19 protein-coding genes are annotated in these 22,741 nt (G+C 70.6%); 13 read left to right on the forward strand and 6 right to left on the reverse strand.

Annotated features, from left to right (window positions below; translation table 11 throughout):
* Positions 1 to 21: 21 nt before the first annotated feature.
* Positions 22 to 762 (reverse strand): VOC family protein, encoded by a 741-nt coding sequence (locus tag ACGFNK_RS42235; RefSeq protein ID WP_393425604.1) that lies wholly within the window; start codon positions 760 to 762, stop codon positions 22 to 24.
* 241 nt (positions 763 to 1,003) lie between these two features.
* Positions 1,004 to 2,092: an amidohydrolase family protein gene (locus ACGFNK_RS42240; protein ID WP_393425607.1), complete on the reverse strand. Its 1,089-nt coding sequence runs from the start codon at positions 2,090 to 2,092 to the stop codon at positions 1,004 to 1,006.
* Between the two features lie 238 nt (positions 2,093 to 2,330).
* Between ACGFNK_RS42240 and ACGFNK_RS42245 the strand changes: the two genes are divergently transcribed.
* Complete coding sequence (locus ACGFNK_RS42245; protein WP_393425610.1) at positions 2,331 to 3,803, forward strand: carotenoid oxygenase family protein; 1,473 nt, start codon at positions 2,331 to 2,333, stop codon at positions 3,801 to 3,803.
* A gap of 5 nt (positions 3,804 to 3,808) precedes the next feature.
* The gene (locus ACGFNK_RS42250) at positions 3,809 to 5,317 is read left to right on the forward strand and encodes an alpha/beta hydrolase domain-containing protein (protein WP_393425613.1); all 1,509 of its coding nucleotides are present in this window, start codon (positions 3,809 to 3,811) and stop codon (positions 5,315 to 5,317) included.
* 27 nt (positions 5,318 to 5,344) lie between these two features.
* On the opposite strand, the gene ACGFNK_RS42255 is transcribed toward ACGFNK_RS42250, so the two are convergent.
* The 3 genes from ACGFNK_RS42255 to ACGFNK_RS42265 all read right to left on the reverse strand — a co-directional run bounded on the left by ACGFNK_RS42255 (position 5,345) and on the right by ACGFNK_RS42265 (position 8,499).
* Positions 5,345 to 6,193: an IclR family transcriptional regulator gene (locus ACGFNK_RS42255; RefSeq protein ID WP_393425616.1), complete on the reverse strand. Its 849-nt coding sequence runs from the start codon at positions 6,191 to 6,193 to the stop codon at positions 5,345 to 5,347.
* Between the two features lie 59 nt (positions 6,194 to 6,252).
* Positions 6,253 to 6,861, reverse strand: coding sequence for a nuclear transport factor 2 family protein (locus ACGFNK_RS42260; protein WP_393425619.1), 609 nt, complete (start codon positions 6,859 to 6,861; stop codon positions 6,253 to 6,255).
* A gap of 147 nt (positions 6,862 to 7,008) precedes the next feature.
* Positions 7,009 to 8,499, reverse strand: coding sequence for an aldehyde dehydrogenase family protein (locus ACGFNK_RS42265; protein ID WP_393425622.1), 1,491 nt, complete (start codon positions 8,497 to 8,499; stop codon positions 7,009 to 7,011).
* A gap of 210 nt (positions 8,500 to 8,709) precedes the next feature.
* On the opposite strand from ACGFNK_RS42265, the gene ACGFNK_RS42270 reads away from it, so the two are divergent.
* The 9 genes from ACGFNK_RS42270 to ACGFNK_RS42310 all read left to right on the forward strand — a co-directional run bounded on the left by ACGFNK_RS42270 (position 8,710) and on the right by ACGFNK_RS42310 (position 20,161).
* Positions 8,710 to 10,170 (forward strand): benzaldehyde dehydrogenase, encoded by a 1,461-nt coding sequence (locus ACGFNK_RS42270; protein ID WP_393425625.1) that lies wholly within the window; start codon positions 8,710 to 8,712, stop codon positions 10,168 to 10,170.
* Positions 10,171 to 10,298: 128 nt separating this feature from the next.
* A complete protein-coding gene (locus ACGFNK_RS42275; protein ID WP_393425628.1) occupies positions 10,299 to 11,780 on the forward strand; it encodes an amidase family protein in 1,482 nt (493 codons plus the stop codon).
* A 40-nt stretch (positions 11,781 to 11,820) separates the two neighbouring features.
* Positions 11,821 to 13,491 (forward strand): amidohydrolase, encoded by a 1,671-nt coding sequence (locus ACGFNK_RS42280; RefSeq protein ID WP_393425631.1) that lies wholly within the window; start codon positions 11,821 to 11,823, stop codon positions 13,489 to 13,491.
* Positions 13,492 to 13,624: 133 nt separating this feature from the next.
* A complete protein-coding gene (locus ACGFNK_RS42285; protein WP_393425634.1) occupies positions 13,625 to 14,623 on the forward strand; it encodes an ABC transporter permease in 999 nt (332 codons plus the stop codon).
* Positions 14,620 to 15,477, forward strand: coding sequence for an ABC transporter permease (locus ACGFNK_RS42290; RefSeq protein WP_393425637.1), 858 nt, complete (start codon positions 14,620 to 14,622; stop codon positions 15,475 to 15,477). Before ACGFNK_RS42285 ends, ACGFNK_RS42290 begins: the two co-directional genes overlap by 4 nt.
* Positions 15,474 to 16,328 (forward strand): ABC transporter ATP-binding protein, encoded by an 855-nt coding sequence (locus ACGFNK_RS42295; RefSeq protein WP_393425640.1) that lies wholly within the window; start codon positions 15,474 to 15,476, stop codon positions 16,326 to 16,328. The genes ACGFNK_RS42290 and ACGFNK_RS42295 overlap by 4 nt, the downstream gene beginning before the upstream one ends.
* Positions 16,325 to 17,215: an ABC transporter ATP-binding protein gene (locus tag ACGFNK_RS42300; protein ID WP_393425643.1), complete on the forward strand. Its 891-nt coding sequence runs from the start codon at positions 16,325 to 16,327 to the stop codon at positions 17,213 to 17,215. The genes ACGFNK_RS42295 and ACGFNK_RS42300 overlap by 4 nt, the downstream gene beginning before the upstream one ends.
* A gap of 288 nt (positions 17,216 to 17,503) precedes the next feature.
* A complete protein-coding gene (locus tag ACGFNK_RS42305; RefSeq protein ID WP_393425646.1) occupies positions 17,504 to 19,183 on the forward strand; it encodes an ABC transporter substrate-binding protein in 1,680 nt (559 codons plus the stop codon).
* Positions 19,184 to 19,420: 237 nt separating this feature from the next.
* Positions 19,421 to 20,161, forward strand: a complete 741-nt coding sequence (locus ACGFNK_RS42310; protein ID WP_393425649.1) for a class I SAM-dependent DNA methyltransferase — start codon at positions 19,421 to 19,423, stop codon at positions 20,159 to 20,161.
* Positions 20,162 to 20,170: 9 nt separating this feature from the next.
* Here ACGFNK_RS42310 and ACGFNK_RS42315 read toward each other — a convergent pair whose 3' ends face one another.
* Entirely contained in the window at positions 20,171 to 21,100 is a 930-nt protein-coding gene (locus ACGFNK_RS42315) for an arginase family protein (RefSeq protein WP_393425652.1), read from the reverse strand.
* 218 nt (positions 21,101 to 21,318) lie between these two features.
* Between ACGFNK_RS42315 and ACGFNK_RS42320 the strand changes: the two genes are divergently transcribed.
* Positions 21,319 to 22,116: a hypothetical protein gene (locus ACGFNK_RS42320; RefSeq protein WP_393425655.1), complete on the forward strand. Its 798-nt coding sequence runs from the start codon at positions 21,319 to 21,321 to the stop codon at positions 22,114 to 22,116.
* Positions 22,113 to 22,667, forward strand: coding sequence for a SixA phosphatase family protein (locus tag ACGFNK_RS42325; RefSeq protein WP_393425658.1), 555 nt, complete (start codon positions 22,113 to 22,115; stop codon positions 22,665 to 22,667). Before ACGFNK_RS42320 ends, ACGFNK_RS42325 begins: the two co-directional genes overlap by 4 nt.
* Positions 22,668 to 22,741 lie beyond the last annotated feature (74 nt).

Raw genomic sequence — 22,741 nt, forward strand, 5'->3', positions numbered from 1 at the left:
GGGTGTCGTCAAGGTTCCGCGTCAGGACCGGGCGAGGACGCAGAACTCGTGGCCCTCCGGGTCGGCCAGGCACGTCCACGGGACGTCGCCCTGGCCGACGTCCAGATCTGTGGCGCCGAGGGCCCGCAGCCGGGCCACCTCCGCTGCTTTGTCGTCACCGGGGTCCGGCACCAGGTCAAGATGGACGCGGTCCGGCACGGTCTTCACGCCGGGCGTGCGGAGGAACTCGAGATACGGGCCGACACCCTTGGCGGAGCGCCACACCGCGTGATCGTCGGTCACCTCGTGCAGGGTCCAGTCCATCGCCTCGTCCCAGAACCGGGCCATGGCCCGCGGATCGGCGCAGTCGACCACCACCGCGGCGATCGGCCCGGTGTCCCGGTAGATCTCCCGAGGCTCCAGCACGCAGAACTCGTTGCCCTCCGGGTCGGCGAGGACCGTCCACGGCACTTTGCCCTGGCCCACGTGGGCGGGCGTCGCACCGAGAGCCTTGAGGCGCGCGACCAACTCCGCCTGATGGGCCGCAGAGGTGGTGGCGAGATCGAGGTGCACACGGTTCTTTGTTGTCGTCTTGGGTTCCGGGACCGCAATGACGTCGACGCAGACGGTGACCGGGTCCAGCCAATCGAAGCCGTCGGGTTGAGCGGCGGTCGCGCCGGGTTCCTGGCTGGTGACACGCCAGCCGAGCGCCTCCGCCCAGAACCGGCCGACCGTCGAGTCATCAAGCGCCTTTATGTTCACCAGGACAGGTCGCAGTGTCATGCCGGCGATCCTATGCACCCGCGCTGCAACGACATCCGCATGAGCTCACCCGATCCGGCGACAGCACCACGCCTGTTGCGGTGGAGTGGATCTTCCGAGCTCTGGTGAACGCCAACCGTGGACCGGACGCCCCGCCAGGCACACCCGCCGCGCGGACGCCAAGCGCCACCGTGCCGCGATCACCGAAGACGGCCGGCGCCGCCTACGCCATGCGCAAAGGTGACGAGCCGGTCGGGGCTCATCACGAACGACGCAGATCCGGCCGCAGTCCGAACACGCTACGGGCGGCCGTCTCGAAAAGGATCTGCTTCTCGTGGTCCCCGATGGGCAGGCGCTCGTGCACCTCGACCTCGGAGGATGCGGCCTGGAACGGGTAGTCCATGGCGTAGAGGACCCGGTCGGCTCCGACCACCTGGCGGGCGAACATGATCGCCGGTTCCCAGGCCATGCCGCTCGTGGTCAGCCAGATGTTGGTCTTCAGGTAGTGACTCGGCGGCTGCTTCAGAGACGGACGCCAGGGGTAACGTCCGGTCTTGTCCTGGACGTGGTGGAAGTGGTCGACCCGGAACGCCCAGAACGGCAGCGCCTCGCCGAGATGGCCCACCACCAGGCGGAGGCCCGGATGGCGGTCGAACACCCCGGAGAAGATGATGCGGATCAGGTGCATGCCGGTCTCGACTCCGAAGCCGAAGATCGCCCCGTCGAGTCCGGAGTCCAGCAGCGGCCCGATCAGCCCGTCGCTCGGCGTGTTGGGGTGCAGATACACAGGCACGTCGAGTTCCGCGGCCGTCGCCCAGAACTCCTCGAACTTCGGCGCGTCCAGGTACTCGCCCCGCGTGTGCGAGTTGACGATCACGCCTCTCAGCCCGAGTTCCTGGACTGCTCGGCGGAGCTCTCTCACGGAGAACTCGACATCCTGCAGGGCGACGGCGGCGAGACCACTGAAGTGTGCCGGGTACCGTCGGCATGCCTGCGCGATGTACTCATTGGTCATGGCGGCGAGTTCCCGCGCCAACGGAAGCTCGAACAGTTCCACGCCCGGGGTGGTGAGCGAGAGCACCTGGTGATCGATCCTCAGGTCCGCCATGTCGGAGAGCCGGCGATCCTCAAGGTCGGTGATGCGCGAGCGGAAGAGATCGGTGTGCGCCGTCCGGTTGAGCAGGTAGTAGCTCCACAGGCTGCGGAACCCGGCGTCGCCTCCCTGGGTGTCGAGCAGCCGACGGTACTCATCGATCACCGCTTGGGGCGCGTACGCCTCCTCCGTCGCGATCCGCAGGTAGCGGCCGTCGTCCGAGGGCTGTGAGGGTGCCGAGGGCGAGGAACTGGACACTTCTCTCCTGTCGGTGATGATCCGGGCACCGTCATGCCATGCGGTGTCCGGCTCGTGAGGGCGCCGGTAACGAACGCCGCGCCCCTTTCGGTGCTGCCGCGTATCCAGCCACAGGCCCGGGGTTCCCGCAGCCACCCCGCGCGCGGCTTTCTGGCCTGCGGAACGGCGGAGGAAGACCGGCGGGGGCGCTCCGGGGCGTGCCTAGGGTGCGGTCGCAGTCACCCGAAGGACGGAGACGATGAAATTCCCCGACGTGCCCACGTTCCGTGGCTTCCAGGCCCCCGGGCGGTTCGAAGCCGACATCCGCGACTTGGAGGTGGTGCAGGGTGAGGTTCCTGCCGACCTCGACGGCGCCTACTACCGCGTCGGCCCCGACCCGCAGTTTCCCCCATTGCTCGGTGACGACATCTTCCTCAACGGCGACGGCATGGTCAGCATGTTCCGCTTCGAGGACGGCCGGGTGGACTTCACGTGCCGGTGGGTTCGCACGCCGAAGTTCCTGGCCGAGCGCGAGGCCGGGCGCGCGCTGTTCGGGGCGTACCGGAATCCCTTCACGGACGATCCGAGTGTCCGCGGGCTCAGCCGCGGTACGGCGAACACCAACCTCCTCTGGCACGCGGGCCGCATGCTGGCGTTGAAGGAGGACAGCCACCCCGTCGAGATCGACCCGCTGACCCTTCGGACCATCGGTCCCTGGGACTACGACGGCGCGTTGACGAGCGCCACGGCGACGGCGCACCCGAAGGTCGACGCCGACACCGGCACGCTGGTCTTCTTCGGCTACGCGGCCAAGGGGGAGACGACCCCGGACATCGCGTACTACGAGGCCGACGCGGAGGGAACGATCGTCTTCGAGCGGTGGCTGACCGCGCCCTACGGCAGCATGGTCCACGACTTCGCGGTCACCGAGAACCACGTGGTGTTCCCCGTCGTACCGCTCGTCAGCGACCTCCAGCGGCTCAAGGACGGCCTCCCTCACTTCGCGTGGGACCCGTCGAAGCCGGTCTGCCTGGGCGTGCTGCCGCGCCGGGATCCCGCCGCGGACGTGCGGTGGTTCGTGGGGGATCCGCGTTTCGCCTCGCACACCATGAACGCCTTCGAGGAGGACGGCCGCATCCACATCGACATGTCGGTCGGCGACAGCGTCGTCTTCCCGTTCTTCCCCGAGATCAACGGAGCCCCGTTCGACCCCGAGGCCGCGACACCGTACATCTCCCGCTGGACGCTCGACCTGCGGCGCGCGACCGACGACTTCACCCAGACACGGCTGTCGGACGTGCCGGGGGAGTTCCCCCGCATCAACGAGCGACGCGCGATCCGTCCGTACCGGTACGGCTACATGAGCATGCAGAGCGGTGTTCCGGACCCCACGATGCCGTCGAGCGCCAGCGGCATGCGGTTCGACCTGATCGGCAGGGTGGACCTCGCCACCGGGACGACGACCACCCACTACGTGGGCGACACGTCCGCCACGCAGGAACCGCTGTTCGTCCCGCGCCGGGGTGCCGCCGGTGAGGGCGAGGGGTACATCATGGCCCTGGTCAACCGGTACGCGGAGATGCGGTCGGACCTGCTGATCCTGGACGCCGAGAACGTGGACGGCGAGCCTCTCGCCACCGTCCGGCTGCCCGTGCGGCTGCGGAACGGCCTGCACGGCACCTGGCTGCACAGCGAGGACATCGCCGGCCACCACACCGGCCGGGAGGAGTGACACCCATGTCGCTGAGCACGCTGCGGGCGGTCGCGCTGGACGGGGCCCGCGACGCCGCCTTCCTGTCCCCGGCGCGCTGGCCCGCCGAACCGCACAACCGGCTCGGCGACCACGGATACGACGTGTTCGAGTACGCGGTCTCCGGCGTCGCCCGCCTGTACACCGACGGAGCGGCCCGGCCCCCGGCGACGACCGGCACGGTCTCCTGCACGACGCGGGTGCTGGTGGTCCGGCCGGTGACCGACGAGGCCTTCAGCGGCCGCGTGCACGTCGAGCTGCTCAATCCGTCGACCGGCTACGACTTCCCGATGTACTGGCCGGACCTGGCCGGCCACCTGATCCGAAGCGGCGACGCATACGTCGGCATGACGTGCAAGAACGTCACGGCCGAGGCGCTGCGCCGCATGGCACCGGAGCGGTACGGCGATCTCTCGTTCCCGCACGACGGGGCCGTGTGGGACCTGCTCGGCTCGGTTGCGACGACGCTGCGGTCGCCGCACGGTGGCGGCGTGCTGCCCGGCCTGCGCGAGCCGGCCCGGATCCTGGCGACCGGCTGGTCGCAGTCCGGATCCTTCCTGCGGACCTACCTGTCCGAGGGGCTGCACGAGCAGCACTGCGGCGAGACGGGCCGCACCGTCGTGGACGCCTTCCTCATCGGGGTGTCCAGCGGTGGCTTCGGGCCGATGGGCTACGTCAACGTGGACCGGCACGGCGAGATGGCCTTCGACGCCGATCTGCGGCCGGTGGGAGGGCAACTCGTACAGCTGCCGATGGACGACGCCCGCAGGACCGTACGCGGTTCTCGTGTACCGGTCATGGAGCTGATGAGCGAGGACGAGGCGCTCCATCACCTGTGGCATCAGCGCCCCGACAGTGACGTCCCCGGCGACCTCTACCGCTGCTACCAGCTGCCGGGGCGCGGCCACGAGTCCGGACTGCTCGACGACTCGGTCCGTTCCTCCGATCACGCACAGGCTCGCGCGCACGGGCACGGAGGCACCGACCCGTCCGGTGGTGCCGACGCGCCCGGGGGCGTCGAGGTACCCGAGGGCATCGAGGCGGCGCCACCGCTCCGTCACGGGGCCTCCAAATACCTTCTCCCGGCCGCCGTGGAGAACCTGCTGCGCTGGGCGGACGGCGTGGCGGCGCCCCGGATCGATCCCATCGCCGTCATGGCCCGGCCCGGCAGTCGGCTCGATGCCGACGGCCTCGACTACGGCGGAACGTACGTACTGAGCGATGCGGACGGGCTTGCCCTGGGCGGCATGCGCCATCTCGAGGTCGACCTGCCCGTCGCCCGATCCTTGCGCGCGCCCGACGGGCCGATGACCATCAGGACCTGGCACCGCGAGCCCTTCGAACCCGCGGAACTGACACGGCGCTATACCAGCCCGCAACGGCTGCGGCAGCTGGCGAGCGAGCGGGCGTGGCGGCTGGCCGACCAGGGCTGTTACCTGCCCGAGGACGTCGCCGACGCGGTCGAGGACTTCTGCCGCTGCGCCGGGCGCTTCTGACAGTGCCGAAAAGAGGGCTGCCGAAGCTCAGCCCCGTAGGCCGGACGGGTCTCCCTGCCCGTACCCGCTGCCCCACTGGGCGAGCTCAAGAGAGATCTTGTGGACGGCTGCCTGCAGGGCATCCACGACGTGGTGCTCCTGCCTGTTGGAGAACCGTGTGTCGGACCAGGCGACCGACAGGGCCATGGGTCTTGTGCCCGGCGGCAGATGCAGCGCGACGCCGATGGCGGTGACGTTCTCGTGGGCTTCCCGGCTGCGGGCGTATCCCCGCGATCGGACGTCCGCCAGCTCGGCCTGGAGCTGCGCCAGCGTCCGGACCCGTGCGTAGCGGGTGACGGGCAGACCGTCCGGGAAGAGTGACTCGATCTGGGCACGGCTCAGCTTCGCGAGCATGGCCTTGCCGCCGGCGAGGGTGTGCGCGGGCAACAGCCAGCCCACGCGTGAAGTCGCGATCCGGTTCTCGTCACGCCACTCGACCCCCGTCACGAAACGCGCGCCGTTGCCTTCCAGCCCCAGCAGATGAGCGGTGCCCCGCAGCTCGTCCCTGATGCGCTGCAGGTGGGGCAGCGCGACGGACTCGACGTCGGGCGCTCGCTCGGCGGCCTCGGTCAGCGACACCAGGGCGGGCCCCCGCACGTAGACCCGCCGCTCGCCCTGCTCGACGAAGCGGTGGTGGAGCAGCATCTGCAGCAACCGGTGGGCGGTCGAGGGGGCCACGCCCAGGAGGTCGGCCGCCTCCGACACGGTCAGCTGGGGGCGCTCGATGAACGCGGTGAGCAGAGTGAGCGCGCGCCCCACCGACGCTATGTGGTAGGCAGGCAGTTCACCGCCGTCCGGCCCTGGCTGCCCCCCGACACTCACATAGTGGGCGGTCATGATCACCTCCGCGCTGTTCGCGCCGCTGCCCAAGGCTACGTCGCCTCCGGTCTCGGGCTTCACCCCTGGTCACGCCGGATGAGGCCGGCGCCGGTCCGGTGCGGCTCCGTTCCACTCGCGGCGATGCGTTCCTGCATCTCGTCGTGGTCCGGGTCCGCGTCCGGCAGCACGACACGGAACCACATGTCCTTGAACTTCCACTGGCCGTCCACCCGCTCGTAGTGGCACTTGTACCTGCCCTCCAGCCAGGGGCCCCACACGCGCATCAGACCGCCCGTGGTGCGGAACTCGCAGATGTGACGGTGCCAGGTCCACTCGCCGTACGCCCGGTCCGCGCCCGCGGCGAGCTCGATCACCGGTGACGACAGGACGTAGCCGTCCGCGCTCTTCACCAGGCTGTGCAGCTCGTCGAAGACCTCCTCGACCAGTTGCTTCTTTCCCTCGGTGCGCCCGTGCCACCGGATGTCCGTGACTGCGTCCTCGGTGAAGAAGTCGGCCATGCCCTCCCAGTCCCGGTCCGCGAGCTTGCGGATGTAGCGCCGGTGCAGGTTCTTGATCTCCTCGATGTCCTCCAGCCGCTGGATCCGGCTCTCCAGGAGGGTGTTCCGGCGGGCCAGGGCTTCCAGGGCGGCGCTGCCGGGCTGCTGGTGCGGGTCGGTGTGGGACATGTGTCTCTCCTGGTCTCTGCTGGTCTCTGCTGGTCTCTGCTGGTCTCTGCTGGTCTCTCCGGGTTATCCCGGCGATAGGTGACCGCCCGGGTGGCCAGGTTCGCCGATGGGTGACGGCCGGACGCGTTCCGGTCCGGTACGGGGGCCTTACTGGATCAGGGGCCCGGGAAAGGCCGACGTGTCGGGCCGGTGACTCAGCGCCTGCAGCTCACTGCACTCGTCGATCGCCCACATCCCATGGTTGCGTCCCAGGCCACTGCGCTTCATCCCGCCGAAGGGCATCGTCATGTCCGAGCTGCCGACGCGGTGGGAGTTGACGAACACCGAACCCGCAGCGATACGGCGGCCCACGGCCAGGGCGTGCTCGGCGTCCTCGCTCCACACCGAGGCCGCGAGGCCGTACTCGGTGTCGTTGGCCATCCGCACCGCGTCCTCGACGTCGTCGAACGGGACGACCGGCACGGTCGGCCCGAACTGCTCGCGGGAGACGAGGGCCGAGTCGTGAGGGATGCCGGTGACGACGCTCGGGAGCATGAAGTAGCCGTTGTCCCAGTCGGCGTCATCCAGGGGGCGTCCGAGTATGTCGACCCGGGCGCCGGCCCTGCGGGTGGACTCCAGGAGAGCCGTCACCGATGCGAACTGCCGCTCGTTGTTCAGCGGCCCGATCGTGCTGGCCGGGTCGAGACCGTCGCCGACGACGATCTCGTCGACGGCCTGCCGGAATTTGTCGACGAACTCGTCGTACACACCGCGCTGGACGTACAGCCGTTTGATGTTGAAGCAGACCTGGCCCGTGCACGTGTACACCGAGCGGCGGATCTCCCGTATCAGCCGGTCGTCGAGTCCGGCGGTACCGAGGACGATCGCGGGGTCGTTGCCGCCGAGTTCGAGACTCACGCTCGTGATGTTCTCGGCGGCACCGCGCAGCACGGCCCGACCGGTCTCGGTACCGCCGGTGAACAGGACCTTGCGGACTCCGGGGTGGGAGACCAGGGCGGCTCCGGCCTCGCTGCCCAGGCCGGGCACCACGTTCACGACGCCGTCCGGGAGCGTCGAGGCGAGCATCGCCAGGGTCTCGGTCAGCGCGAGCGGGGCGAACTCGGACGGTTTGACGATCACCGGATTGCCGGCCGCCAGCGCCGGGGCCAGCGCCATCATGCACAGGTAGACGGGGTAGTTCCAGGGGACGATCACCACCGTGGGGCCCATGGGCAGGCGCCGGATCACCGTGGTGCCGCGTTCGTCCCGCACGACGGTCTCCTCGTCCACGGCCGGTGCGATGTCGGCGTAGTAGCGCAGCAACCTGGGTGCCCCGCCGACGTCGAGCTGCGACTCCCACAGCACCTTGCCCTGCTCGCGGGTGAGCAACTCGGCCCGGGACGCCGTGTTCTGCTCCAGCGCGTCGGCGGCGGCGTGCAGGAGCCGTCCGCGCTCCGCTCCGCTCAAGGAGCCCCAGGTGGCCGCTGCGGCCAGGGCGTTGTGCACGACGTCCTTCACGATCCGCGGGCCGGCCAGTGCGTACGTCCCGACGATCTCGCCGGTCCGCGCCGGGTTGGCGACCGGGGCGGTCTCGGCCTCGTACTTCCGGCCGGCGCTGACGACCTGAGCCGTCCATGTCGTACCTGCCGTACTGCGCACCGCTGCCTCCGAAGCGATCGACGTATGGGACCGGCGTCAGTCAACGGTGGTGAGGCGGTGCCCGGTGCCGGGCGAGGCACGGATTTCTGCCGGGCAGAACTTACCGGGCACGCCCACCGCAACCGTCCGGCCACCGGCACAGGATGCCTGTCGCGGCACTAGCCCGGTCCAACCGCTCCCCAGGGGCGGTATCCCCTACAAGGAGCATGCATGGCATCACTACTCAACGACGGCCAGTGGTCCACGCGCATTCGACTGGACACCTGGTGCGAGGGCCGGGGAGGCAAGGCCGCCGTCATCGAGCCCGCCACGGGACAGAGTCTCGGCACCGTAGGTCTCGCCGCACCGGAGGACGTGCACCGTGGCGCCGTCATCGCTGCGGCGGCACAGCGGGACTGGGCGGCGACGCCGCCCGAAGAGCGGGCCGCACTCCTGCGCCGGGCCGGAGACCTGTGGACCGTACACGCCGCCGAGGTGGCCGAGTGGCTGGTCCGCGAAGCCGGCTCGGTACGTCTCAAGGCCGACCTCGAAGTGCATACGGCAGCGCAGGAGTGCTACGAGGCGGCGGCGCTGCCCACGCATCCCGCAGGCGAGGTGCTGGCGTCCGCGTCCGGCCGGTGGAGCCTCGCCCGTCGTCGGCCCGCGGGCGTCGTGTCCGTGATCTCCCCCTTCAACTTCCCCCTCGTCCTCTCGATCCGCTCGGTCGCACCCGCCCTCGCGCTGGGCAACGCGGTGCTGCTCAAGCCCGATCCCCGTACCGCCGTCTGCGGCGGTGTGGTCCTGGCGCGGATCTTCGAGGAGGCGGGCCTCCCGGCGGGTGTGCTCCAGGTCCTCCCGGGCGGCGCGGATGTCGGTGAGGCGGCGGTGACCGCCGCGCCGGTACGTGTGGTCTCCTTCACCGGATCCACCGCGGCCGGGCGGCGCGTGGGTGCGCTGAGCGCCCAGCACCTCAAGAGGACCCATCTCGAACTGGGCGGGAACAACGCGCTCATCGTGCTCCCGGGTGCGGACGTGGAGCGTGCGGCCTCGGCGGGAGCGTTCGGCTCGTTCCTGCACCAGGGACAGATCTGCATGACCACGGGGCGGCACCTCGTCCACGAGTCGTTGTACGAGCAGTACCTCGCGCTGCTCGCCGACAAGGCGTCGCGGCTGCCGGTGGGAGATCCCCACACGGCCGAGGTGGCCCTCGGCCCCCTCATCGACGCGGAACAGCGGGCCCGCGTGCACGAAGTGGTGCAGGACAGCGTCTGCGCCGGGGCCGAACTGCTCACCGGCGGCCAGTACGAGGACCTGTTCTACCGCCCGACCGTGCTGGCGGACGTCCAGGACGGCCACCGCGCCTGGTCGGAGGAGATCTTCGGTCCGGTGGCCCCGGTGCGTTCCTTCTCCGACGTCGACGAGGCCGTCGTCGCCGCCGCCGCGACGGAGTACGGACTGTCGCTGGGGATCCTCGGCGAGATCGGGGCGGCGATGCGGGTGGCGGACGCGGTACCCAGCGGAATCGTCCACATCAACGAGCAGACGGTCGCGGACGAGGCCCATGTGCCCTTCGGAGGCGTCGCGGCCTCGGGGACCGGTGCCCGGTTCGGTGGTGCGGCCGCCAACATCGAGGCGTTCACGGAGACGCAGTGGCTCACCGCCCGGGCCGACATCGCCCCCTATCCGTTCTGAGACATCCACTCCGATATGTCCGTTCTGAGACATCCGTCGCAGGCACGTCCGTTTCTGAGGCATACCGTTCCGAGACATCCGACACGGGGACACCCCCGGAGACCATCATTAGGCAGGCGACGCCATCCATGGACACGGGACCGATCGAGTTCGCGACCGCGACACAGACCCTTGCAGGCCTGCGACGCGGTGAGTTCTCCAGCGTCGAACTGGTCCGGGCGTACCTGGACCGGATCGCGGCCCATCCCTGGGTCAACGCGATCGTGACCCTCGACGCGGACCGGGCACTGACCGAGGCCCGTCTGGCCGACGAGACCCGCCGCGCGGGCGGCCCGACGGGCCCTCTGCACGGTTTGCCGATCACCGTCAAGCACGACCAGAAGGTCCGGGGCGTCCCGTCGACCTACGGATCCGAGAGCCTGAGGGACTTCATACCCGAGGATGACGCCGAGACGGTCGCCAGGTTGCGGAGCGCGGGCGCCCTCGTCTTCGGCCGCTCGAACCTGCCCGAGTTCGCCGCCGACGGGCAGGCCTACAACGCCCTGCACGGCACCACCCGTAACCCCTGGGACCGCGAGCGCACCTCCGGCGGCTCGTCGGGCGGCTCGGCCGCAGCGGTGGCGGCCGGGATGACGGCGCTCGACCTCGGCAGCGACATGGGCGGCTCCGTCCGCATCCCGGCCGGCTGGTGCGGCGTCCACGGCCTGAAGCCCACCTGGGGCGTCGTGCCGATGCAAGGTGCTGTTCCGCATCCGGACGACGCCGAAGGCGCGGACCTGACCGTGCCGGACGTCGCCGTATGCGGTCCGCTGGCCCGGGGCGCCGATGATCTGGACCTCGCCCTGACCGTGCTCACCACACCCCGGGACGATCGCGGCGGGCTCAGACCGTACCTGCCGAAGGCGCCGTTCACGGCACACCGGGAACTGCGCGTGCTCGCCTGGTTCGACGACCCCGTGACAGGAGTCGACCCGGCGACACTCGAGGTGCTGCACACGGCCTGTCGCGCCCTTGAGGGCGACGGTGCCCAGGTCACGTACGGCGTACTGCCGCCGGGCGGCCTCGATCAACTCGGGGAGCTTTTCGAGCTGCTCTTCATGGCGGACGTCGGTGGTGGCGCCGGCGACGCGGGCTTCGAGGAGCTGCGCCGCGGAATGCGGCAGCTGCGCACGGAGTCGCCCATGGCCGAGCTGCACCACCGCGCGCTGGGCCTCACACACCGGGAATGGCTGTCCCTGCACCGACGGCGCCTGGTGCTGCTTCAGGGGTGGCGGGAGTTGTTCGACGACTACGACGTCGTCGTCACCCCCACGGTCATGACGACCGCTCTCCCGCACGACCACAGCGAGCCGGTCTGGGCCAGGCGCTTCGAGCTGAATGGCGAACGCCATCCGTGGCGCCCCGCACTGACACGCTGGTGCGGCGCGGTGGGAGTGCTCGGCCTTCCGGCCGTCTCGACGCCCGTCGGGCTCGACCGGCACGGGCTACCGGTCGGTATGCAGGTCGTCGCCGCCCCGTGTCACGACCGCAGCGCCATCGCCGCGGCCCGCCTGACCTCCGAGAGCGTCGGCGGCTTCACCCCGCCGCCGCTCGGCGGGTCACCCGCATGAACGCACGACCAGGCACCCGCTGCCGGCCCGAGGAGAGCCCATGAGCATCGCCTTCGTCAACGGCCGCCGCTACGTCACCGGAGTCGGCACCCGGCCCGGTGGCGTGGCCGTACGGGACGGGCGAATCGTCGCCGTCGGGCCCGACAGCGACGTCGCCGACGCGGCGGGCCCGGCCGCCGAGATCGTCGACGTCGGCGGCGGCCTCATCAGCCCGGCCTTCGGCGACGCGCATCTGCACCCGATCGTGGGAGGAATGGAGCTCGGGCAGTGCCACCTGGACCACTGCACGTCCGCCGAGGAGTGCCTGGAGGCCATCGCGGCCTATGCCGCGGACCACCCGGACGAGGCCTGGATCCTCGGCGGCGGGTGGTCCATGGGGCACTTCCCCGGGGGCACCCCGCACAAAGGTCTCCTCGACCGCCTCGTGCCCGACCGACCCGTGTTCCTGCGCAACCGTGACCACCACGGCGCCTGGGCCAACTCCCGCGCGCTCGAAATCGCCGGCATCGACGCGGCCACGGCCGATCCGCGGGACGGCCGCATCGAGAGGGACCCGGACGGCAGCCCCGCGGGAACGCTGCACGAAGGCGCGGCACACCTGGTGACGAAGGTGGCGCCACCACCTACACGCCACGACCTCCGCCAGGGGCTGCTGCGCGGCCAGGAGCACTGCCTGGCACAGGGGATCACACAATGGCAGGACGCCCTCCTGCGCGTGATGGGCCCCGGCCTCGACGCGATGGACGTCTACGTGGACGCGCTGGCCGACGGCGCGCTGAAGGCGCGGGTCACCGGTGCCCTGTGGTGGGACCGCGACCGCGGCGCCGACCAGATCGCCGACCTCGTCGCCCGCCGGGAACGTGCGCGGGGCCACGACGACCGGGGCGATGACGGCCGAGGCCATGACGACCTCTTCCGGGCCGACGCGGTCAAGATCATGCTTGACGGGGTCGCGGAGAACTTCACCGCCTCGCTGAGCCGGCCGTACCGGGATCGCTGCGGGCATGAGACCGGCAACCGCGGACTCAGCTTCATCGACCGTGGCGTGCTGGGGGACGTCGTCGCGACCGTGGACGCCCACGGCTTCCAGGCGCACTTCCACGCGATCGGAGACCAGGCGGTGACGGACGCCCTGGACGCGGTGGCCCACGCGCGGCGGGTCAACGGCAGCTCGGGCATCCGCCACCACGTGGCCCATCTGCAGATCGTGCGGCCCGAGGACGTGCCGCGTTTCGCCCGGCTCGGGGCGGTCGCCAACATCCAGCCACTCTGGGCCCGTTACGACCCGCAGATGACGGAGCTGACCATTCCGTTCCTGGACCCGTCCCTCGTGGACCGCCAGTACCCGTTCCTGGACCTGCACCACGCCGGGGCCATGCTGGCGGGCGGCAGCGACTGGCCGGTCAGCAGCGCCAGTCCCCTGGAAGGCATGCATGTCGCCGTCAACCGCACGGCCGAGCACGAGCCGTCCGACACCGAGCCGTTCATCCCGCGGCAGCGCCTCCCCCTGGTCGTGGCGTGGGACGCCTACACCCACGGGGTGGCCCACCTCAACAGCCGCGAGCGGCAGACCGGCCGGCTCGAGCCGGGGTACCTGGCTGACCTGGTGCTCCTCGACCGTGACCCGTTCCTGGGCCCACGGCACGAGATCGCGGAGACGGTGGTCCTCAGCACCTGGCTCGGCGGCCGGTGTGTGTACCGGCGCGAGTGACGCTCGGGGGTGCCGCCGGTGCGCGGCGACGCCGCTTTCCACGCCGCAGAATCCGCAGTCTTCGCATCGGTCCGATGTCTGGAAAACGCCTATGGTGCAGCAACCGTTCACGGGTCAACGGAGAGGAGGAGTCTTGGCGATCGTCGAACACAGCCTGCCGCGCTCCGCCGGCAGGCAGTGGACCGGGGTGCTCGTGGCAGTGGCGGGCTACCTCGCCCAGATGGCACTCACGCTCCTCGCGGCGAGTTTCCTGATCTTCGTGGCACTGCAACTCGCACCGGGGAACCCGGTCGAGATCATGCTCGGCGGCAAAGCCGGAGACGCGGACGCGGTCCGGCGCCTGAACGCGCAGTACCACTTCGACCAGCCGCTCCTCGACCAGTACGGGCACTGGCTCACCGGACTCCTGCACGGCGACCTCGGCACCTCGTTCGTCTTCCGGGAGGACGTCTCGTCGCTGATCGCCGCACGGATCCCCACCACCGCCCTGCTGGTGGCCTATGGAGGCCTCCTGGTCCTCGTCCTCGGATTCGCGGTGGGGCTTGTCTCGGCCCGCGCGGGCCGGACGGTCGACACCGGAATCTCCGTCCTGTTGTCCGTGGCCCTGGCCACACCGACCTACGTGATCGCGATCGTCCTCATCACGGTCTTCTCGCTCTACCTCGACTGGTTCCCCGTCTTCGGCAGCGGGGACGGCCTGCTCGGACGCCTTCACCACCTGACCCTGCCCGCCGTCACGCTCGCGCTGTCGAGCAGCGCCGCGATCGCCCGGGTGACCCGGGCCGCCGTCAAGGACGAGGAACACCGGGACCACGTGACCACCGCCCTCGCGCGAGGACTCGACCCGCGTACCGTGCTGCGCCGGCACGTCATACGCAACGCGCTGCTGCCGATCACGACCATCGCCGGCATCGTCGCCGCCGGCCTCATCGCCGGGACGGTGATCGTCGAGAACGCCTTCGGTCTCGACGGGGTGGGCTCCCTACTGGTCCAGGCCATCACTCGGAAGGACTACGCCGTCGTGCAGAGCACAAGCATCCTGGTCATCACCGCGTTCCTCGTGGTGAACGCCGTCGTCGATCTCCTGTACGGCGTCATCGACCCGCGCACGCGCAAGGGCGGAACCCGGTGAGCGCGCTCGTGCCGGCCCGGCCGCGGCTCCTGCGCGGCTCCGGCCGCGGCGCGACGACGGCGATCCGGTGCTCCGGCGCGTTCGCCGTGCTGCTGGTTCTTCTCGCCGTGTGCGCACCGCTGATCGCCCCCCAGGATCCGAACACGGGAGACGTCCTCTCAGTCCTGCAGCCCTCGTCGTCGGAGCACTGGCTCGGCACCGACGCAACCGGCCGTGACCTGTTCTCGCGCCTGGTGTTCGGCTCACGGACCACACTGCTCGGCCCGCTCGTGGTCGTCCTGGTCGCCACGTCCCTGGGAACGGCCCTCGGTATCCTCGCCGCCTGGAACCGGGGATGGGTCGACTCCCTGATCGGCCGGCTCTTCGACCTGGTGTTCTCCTTCCCTTCGATGCTGCTGGCGCTGCTGTTCGTCACGGTCACGTCCCCGGGTCTGTTCTCGGCCGCGCTCGCGGTCTCCATCGCCTTCGTCCCGGCCATCGGACGACTGGTCCGCTCCACCGCGCTGCGTGAGGTGAACGAGCCGTACGTACAAGCCCTGTACACCCAGGGATTCGGATCGGTCAGGCTGTGTGTCCGTCACGTCCTGCCCAATCTGTGGCCGGTGATCGTCGCGCAGGTGACCATGTCCTTCGGCTACGCGATGGTCGAGTTGGCGGGCATATCGTTCCTCGGTCTCGGTGTGCAGGACCCCACCGCCGACTGGGGCCAGATGATCAACACGGGGCAGGGCAGCATCGTCCGCGGCTTCCCCCAGGAATCCCTCTACGCCGGTATCGTCCTCGTCCTGGCCGTCGTGTGCTTCCTCAGCCTCGGTGACCTCCTGTCCGAACGCCGCGACGGAGGCCGCCGATGACGCCGCTGCTCGAAGTGGACGACCTCCGCCTGACCATCGGCGGCCGGGATCCTCAGGAACAGGAACTCCTGCACGGCGTCTCTTTCACCGTGGGCGCCGGGGAAGCAGTCGGCATCGTCGGTGAGTCGGGCTCGGGCAAGACCCTGACGATCCGGGCGGTCGCCGCACTGCACCCGCCGGGCGCGAGGATCGACGGCGACATACGGTTCGACGGACAGTCCGTCCCCGCGATGTCGCCTCGCGAGCTGATGCGACTGCGCCGCGACCACGTCGGCATGGTGTTCCAGGATCCGCACGCGGCGGTCAACCCGGTCCACCGCATCGGCGACTTCCTCACCGAGACCTACCGGAAGGACGGCCGGAAGCAACGGCGGAACGCGACCGCCCACGCCCTGGAACTGCTCGACCAGGTGCGCATCAAGGATCCGGCGCGAATCCTCGGCTGTTTCCCGCACGAACTCTCCGGCGGCATGCTGCAGCGCGTGATGATCGCCGCGGCTCTCCTGCGCGGTCCGCGCCTGCTGCTCGCGGACGAGCCCACGACAGCACTCGACGTCACGACGCAGGCCGAGGTCGTCGCCCTGATCACCGATCTGCGGCGCGAACGCGACACGGCGCTGGTCTTCATCACCCATGACATCGAGCTCGTCGGGGCCCTCTGCGACCGAATCCTGGTGATGTACAACGGCCGGATCGTCGAGGAGCTGACGCCGGCGCAACTGCACGGCGGCAAGATCTCACACCCGTACACCGAAGCGTTGCTCGCCTGCCGCCCGGACATCACGCGCCGCCACCACCGGCTGACGGCGGTCCCGGCCGGCGCGTTCGAGGAAGGCTGGGCTGCCCAGTGATCAGTCAGGAATCACAGGGATCACAGGGATCAGTCGCCGACCCGGCGGACGCGACCACTCCGGTCGTACGGGTCCGGGATCTCCGCAAGACCTTCCAGCCCCGTGGTCTCCTGAACGGCGGACAGCCGGTCGTCGCGGTGGACGGGGTCTCCTTCGCCCTGTTGTCCGGTTCGACGCTCGCCGTCGTCGGTGAGTCGGGGTCCGGCAAGACCACCCTGGCCAAGATGATCATGGGGGTGGAGGCACCGACGAGCGGGTCCGTCGAGTTCTTCGGCAGGGCGCAGCCGCGGCGGATGCGGGCACGCGACCGGCGAGCCCACGCCCGGGTGATCCAGATGGTCTTCCAGAACCCGTACCGCTCTCTCGATCCCCGTCAGAGCGTGGGCGCCGCCGTCGACGAGGTCCTGCGGCTCCACTTCGGCCTCAGCCACCAGGACAGCAGAGCCCGGACGGCCGAGCTGTTCGACCTGGTGCGGCTGACTCCCACCCTGCTCGACGCCCTGCCCCGTGAACTGTCGGGCGGCCAGCGACAGCGCGTGTGCATCGCCCGCGCGCTCGCCACGAACCCGCGCGCGATCGTCCTGGACGAGGCCGTCGCCGCGCTCGACGTGCTCGTCCAGGCGCAGGTCCTCAACCTGCTGGCGGACGTCCAGGAGCAGACGAACGTCAGCTACCTGTTCGTCACCCACGACCTTGCGGTCGTGCGGCAGATCGCCGACGACGTGCTGGTCATGAGGTCCGGGCGCGTGGTGGAGCACGGGCGTGCCGAGGAGGTCCTGGACCACCCGGAGCACCCCTACACCCGTCTCCTGCGCGACTCCGTTCCCCGGCCGGGCTGGAAACCGGCCCGCCGTCCCGCGGATGACAGCCCGACGATCCCGGCCTGACGCCGCCGGACCGTCCGCCGCCGCGTCCTCACCGTCGTGCCGACGTCCTTCCTCACACTGTCCGCTCGCGTGCCGGTCCCCGGCGATGCCCGTCGCCGCGCCGACCACCCCCGCAGCACACGCTGCCGCCCTGTTCTTCCGGACGCATCTTCCACACCGCAGAATCGCCCCCCCTGTCACCCATGACCATGAACGCGGGATGGCTGAATATGACGCCTCGGCGACCGCGTCCGGGCCGGAAGCCGCGCCCCACCCTCGTCGGCCCGATCTCCTCGAAAGGGATCTTTCATGTCGCTGCCGTTCCGTCCATCACGCCGCGCCCGCCACCGCACGCCGTCCGACGCACAGCGGCGGCGGACCGTTCAGGTCGCAGCCGTGGCGGCCGCCCTCGCCCTCGTCACCGCCTGCGGTGGCGGGACCGCGTCCACAAAGAAGGCACCCAGCAGCCGGGGCTGGGCCACCACCACCCCCCGGGCCGCCGGAAACCTCGACACCGTGAACTGGAACCTCATCCTGGAACCCACGACGCTGGACCCCCAGCAGGCGGGCAACTACGGGGTCAACGAGGTCCTGTCCAACATGTGCGAGAGCCTGCAGACGCTGAACCCCGACTTCTCGATCAGTGACGGCCTCGCGTCGCTGAAGGTCGAGAACGGCGGGAAGCGGCTGGTGTACTCCATCGACGCCAAGGCCCGCTTCTGGGACGGACAACCGGTCACCGGCGCCGACGCGGCCTTCAGCCTGACCCGGGCCTGGCACCCGTCGTCCCAGCAGGCGCCCGTCTACAGCCAGTACTTCGCCGCCGTCACCGGCATCGAGGCGACCGGGCCCCGTGAGGTGACCGTCGACCTGAAGCACCCCGACCTCCTCTTCCAGAAGATGATGGCGACGTTCGCCGGCTCCGTGGTCGAGGCGCGGTACTCCAAGGCTCATCCCGACTACGGGAAGCCGAGCGTTCCGCCGATGTGCTCCGGGCCGTACACGTTCAAGTCCTGGAAGACGGGGTCCAGACTGACGCTCGAGCGCAACGAGAACTACTGGCGCGGCCTCACGGCCAAGACCCGGCAGGTGGTGTTCAGCTTCCTGCAGGGCGACAGCTCGCAGACCCGGGCGCTCACCGGCGGCGGAATCCAGGGCATGTACCAGCCGCCGGCCTCCGCCCTTGGCAGGCTCGGCGATCACGGCAAGGTGTACTACGGCAAGTCCCTGCTCTCGTTCTACCTCGTCCCCACGGCGAAGGCCGGCCCGTTGCGGGACCCGCGTATCCGGCAGGCCCTGTTCCTGGCGCTGAACAGGACCGCGGTCGCCCGCACCGCCTTCGGCGGCGGCGCGGTCGCCTCCCGCAGCATGCTTCCCGCCGACGCGTACGGGCCGGTCAAGGCGACGAGGAGCGACGGCACCGGAGGAAGCGCGGACGAGATCGCGCAGGCCAAGAAGCTGGTGAAGGAAGCCGGATCCCCCAAGGGGAAGATCGTCCTCGCGGGAGCTCCCGCCATCAGCGACTCCCTCACCCAGACCCTGCAGGCCATCGTTGAGGCGGCGCGGAAGATCGGCCTCGACGCGACCTACAAGCCCGTGACCGTCGGGCAGTTCTACGACCTCTTCTCCGGTCCGCAGGGCTGGCGCAGCACCGGCGCTGACGCCTTCGGCTCGCAGTGGAACCTTCCCGTCGCCGACCCACAGGCACAGTTCTCGGTGTGGGCGAACCCTGAAGACCCTTCGAACTACTCGCAGTTCACGGACGGCGGGGCGAGCAAGCTGATCCAGCAGGCGGGCGCGGAAGGGGATGTGGGCAAGCGTGACGAACTCCTCGCCCAAGCCGACAAGCGACTGTTCGACCGGCTGCCGTGGATTCCCGTGGTGGACGTGGCCAATGTCCTCTACCTGAACGACAGTGTGACGGGCCCGCCGGCTTCCTTCGTGAACTGGTATTACCCCTGGGCGCAGCAACTAGGGGCAACCAAGTGACGCACGTCGCCGAGCGCGGCAAGCTCTGTCCATCGCCGGAGTCCATGAACGAAGGCAGCTCCAATGGCGGCGGCACAACGTTGCGGACGTTAGTGCCACGGTGAGCCCGGCGGCGGCGCCCAAGGGAACCGTCAGGCCATCGCGGTACGGATGCGGCGTACGAATCGTGGCGCGCGACCCTTCCCCGGGCTGGAAAACCGCGAGCGTCCGCCGGGCCGCAGGCGGTACGTTCCCCAAATGCGTGATGGGGACGGCTACTTCGGGGAAAAGGTGGCGGCCGGCTACGACGAGTCGTCGGCGGACATGTTCCGCCCGGAGGCGGTGGATCCGGCGGTCGACCTGCTGGCCGGGCTCGCCGGCGACGGCCGGGCGCTCGAACTCGGCGTCGGCACCGGCCGGATCGCACTGCCGCTGGCCCGGCGCGGGATCCCGGTCCATGGCATCGACATGTCGCGGGCCATGGTGGCCCGGCTGCGCGCCAAGCCCGGCGGGGACAGCGTCGGGGTGACGATCGGCGACTTCGCCACGACGCGGGTGGAGGGCACGTTCGCGGTCGCCTATCTCGTCTTCAACACGATCAACAATCTGACGACGCAGGACGCCCAGGTGGCCTGCTTCCAGAACGCCGCCGCCCATCTGCGGCCCGGTGGCTGCTTTGTCATCGAGGTGGGCGTGCCGGAGTTGCGCCGGCTGCCGCCCGGGCAGAACGCCGTGCCCTTCCACATCAGCCCGACACAGTGGGCGTTCGACATCTACGACGTCGCCACCCAGTCGATGAGTTCGAACTACGTCACGATCGTCGACGGGCGTGCCGAGCACGAGTACTACCCGTTCCGGTACGTGTGGCCGTCGGAACTGGATCTGATGGCGCGGCTTGCCGGAATGCGGCTGCGCGACCGGTGGGAGGACTGGACACGGGCGCCGTTCACCAGCGAGAGCCGCCGGCATGTCTCGGTCTGGGAGAAGCCCGTCGGCTGACGGCCGGCTTCAGTGAGCGCTGCGCCGCGCCCCCAGGCCCCGGCACAGGCACTCGGTGAGGCGGGCGGCGATGCTGCCGTCGGGATCGAGGCGGGGATTGAAGATCGTGACGTCGAAACCGGCGGCTCGCTCGCCGGCCAGCGCGGTCCGCAGCACGCTCTCGAGTTCCGTCCAGGTCAGCCCGCCGGGGATGCGGTAGTCGACGGCGGGCATCACCGCGTCGTCCAGTACGTCGACGTCGAGATGGACCCAGTACCCGCCGCTGCCGCCCCCGTTGAGCCGTTCGACGGCCTGACGCGCGGCGGCGTCGGCGCCGAGAGCCCGTACGGCATCGAGGTCCAGCGCATGCAGCCCCGGCGGCAGCGGCTGCATCCCGGCCGCGGTGGACTCCTCGGTGTCGCGGAAGCCGAGGGCTACGACGTCCTCGTCCCTCAGCAGCGGACCACGGCCCTCCAGGTCGGTCAGCAGGCTGGGCCCGCGGCCCGTGACCAGGGCGAGTTCCATCGAGGCCACCTCGCCCGTCGGCTCCGCGGAAGGCTGGTAGAAATCGGTGTGGCCGTCGAGGAACAGCAGGCCGTAACGCCCCCGGCGGCGCAGGGCGAGGAGATTGCCGAGCAGGATGCTGCAGTCACCGCCGAGGACCACGGGGAAGCCGCCCCGGTCCAGTACGCCGCCCACGGCGTCGGCCAGCGCGACGGAGTGCCGCGCGATACCGACCGGATTGAGCACCCCGGTATCGGCGTCGCGCCTCGGGTCGTACGCCGCCGCCTCGACCCTCCCCCACTCTCGGCTTCGCTCGAGCGGGGGGACCCCCATGGCCACCGCCGCCCCGAGGCGGTCGAGCAGCCCGGCGTCGCGCAGGGCCCCCGGCAGATCCTGCACCCCGGACGGCCGCAGTCCGAGCACGGAGGGCGCCTCGATGACCATGAACTCACGCACGCCCGAACTCCTTTGTCCGCCGACATGCCCCCTGGGCGCCGGCTGTTCGAGCACCGCCACCACAGGACCATAGTGCCGCAGACCGGACACTCCCTCCTGAGCCACCGCCGACCGGATGCGGCACGGATCGACCGCGTGCGGCCACGTCCACCACCGCGCGGCTCCCGAATGACGCACGTCCCCCTGCGCGAGGCCGCCCACGGGCCTACGCTCACCCCGTGCTCCGTATCACCGACGCCCGAACCGGCGAACCCGCCGACGCCGCCCCCGCCCGCCGGGGCCTGACCCGCGTCGAGGCCCATGTGCCGCGCGCCGACACCACCGGCCTGCGGGTGCTCCTGGTCGCCGACATACTCGTACGCGCCCTGGAACTCAACGGGACGCCCGTCTGGACGGTGCTGACCGCCCCGGAAGGGCACGCGGAACTCCGGGAACGCGCCTCGGCCCTCGGCATCCGGCCGTTCGAGGACCACCGGGCCGGCGAACCGGCGCTGGGCGAGGCACAGGTGCTCCGTGTTGTCGCGGCTTCGGAGGAACCGGGCGGCGGCGAGGACGACGAGGCGCCGGACGGCGTACGAGTCGAGGTCGCCCCCGTGCACGACGAGGCCCCGGCCGATGACGAGAGCGGTCCGGTTCATGAGGCCAGTGAGGGGGAGGGGCGCGCGGAGCCCGACCCCTCCGCCCTGCGTCTCGCCCTGCTCGCGCGGCCCCGCCACGAACACCTCAGCCTCGGCCCGGCCGCCCTGGCCGACGCCGAGAAGGTCCTCAGCCACTGGCGGGGAGCCGTGGCCACCTGGGCCACGCATCCGTCCAGTCCCATCCCCGATCCCGTACGCCAGCAGCTGCGCGCCGCCTGGGAGGACGACCTGGACGTGCCCGCCGTACTCGACGTACTGCGCCGGGTGGCGACGTCCCAGACCGTTCCGGACGGCGCCCGCTTCGAGACGTACGCCTACGCCGACCGCCTCCTCGGGCTCGAACTCACCCGTGACATCGGTCGCGGGACCCCGTCATGAACGCGCCCGTCGGAGCTCCCCCGCGGCGCCGCCTCGTCGTCCTGCGGCACGCCAAGTCGGCCTGGCCGGACGGCGTCGCCGACCACGAAAGACCGCTCGCACCGCGTGGCCGCCGTGACGCCCCGGCTGCCGGGCGCGCGCTCGCCGCAGCCGACTGGGTGCCCGATCTCGCGCTCTGCTCCACCGCCGTACGCGCCCGCCAGACCTGGGAACTGGCCGCGGCCGAATGGGCCACACCTCCTCCCGTACGCCACGATCCGCGGCTGTACGCGGCCGACGTGCCCGAGTTGCTGGCAGCGGTGCGCGAGGTGCCCGACGAGGTCAGGACGTTGCTGCTGATCGCGCACAACCCCGGCCTCGAGGAGCTGGTGCTCACCCTGGCCGGGGACAGCCTCAACGACGCGCTGGACGAGGTCCGCACGAAGTTCCCGACGTCGGCGATCGCTGTCCTCACCTGGTACGGCGACACCTGGCGGTCCCTCGGCCCCGGCATGGCGTTGCTCACCGACATGACCGTGCCGCGCGGCGACAAGCCGGGCAGGCAGGGCTGACCTCTGCGTCTGACTTCCGCACCGGGCGGCCCGACGGGACGCACGCGCGCGTGCGGAACGTTTCGCGTGCGGCA

The organism is Streptomyces sp. NPDC048825, assembly GCF_043198355.1.
Lineage (GTDB): Bacteria > Actinomycetota > Actinomycetes > Streptomycetales > Streptomycetaceae > Streptomyces > Streptomyces xiangluensis.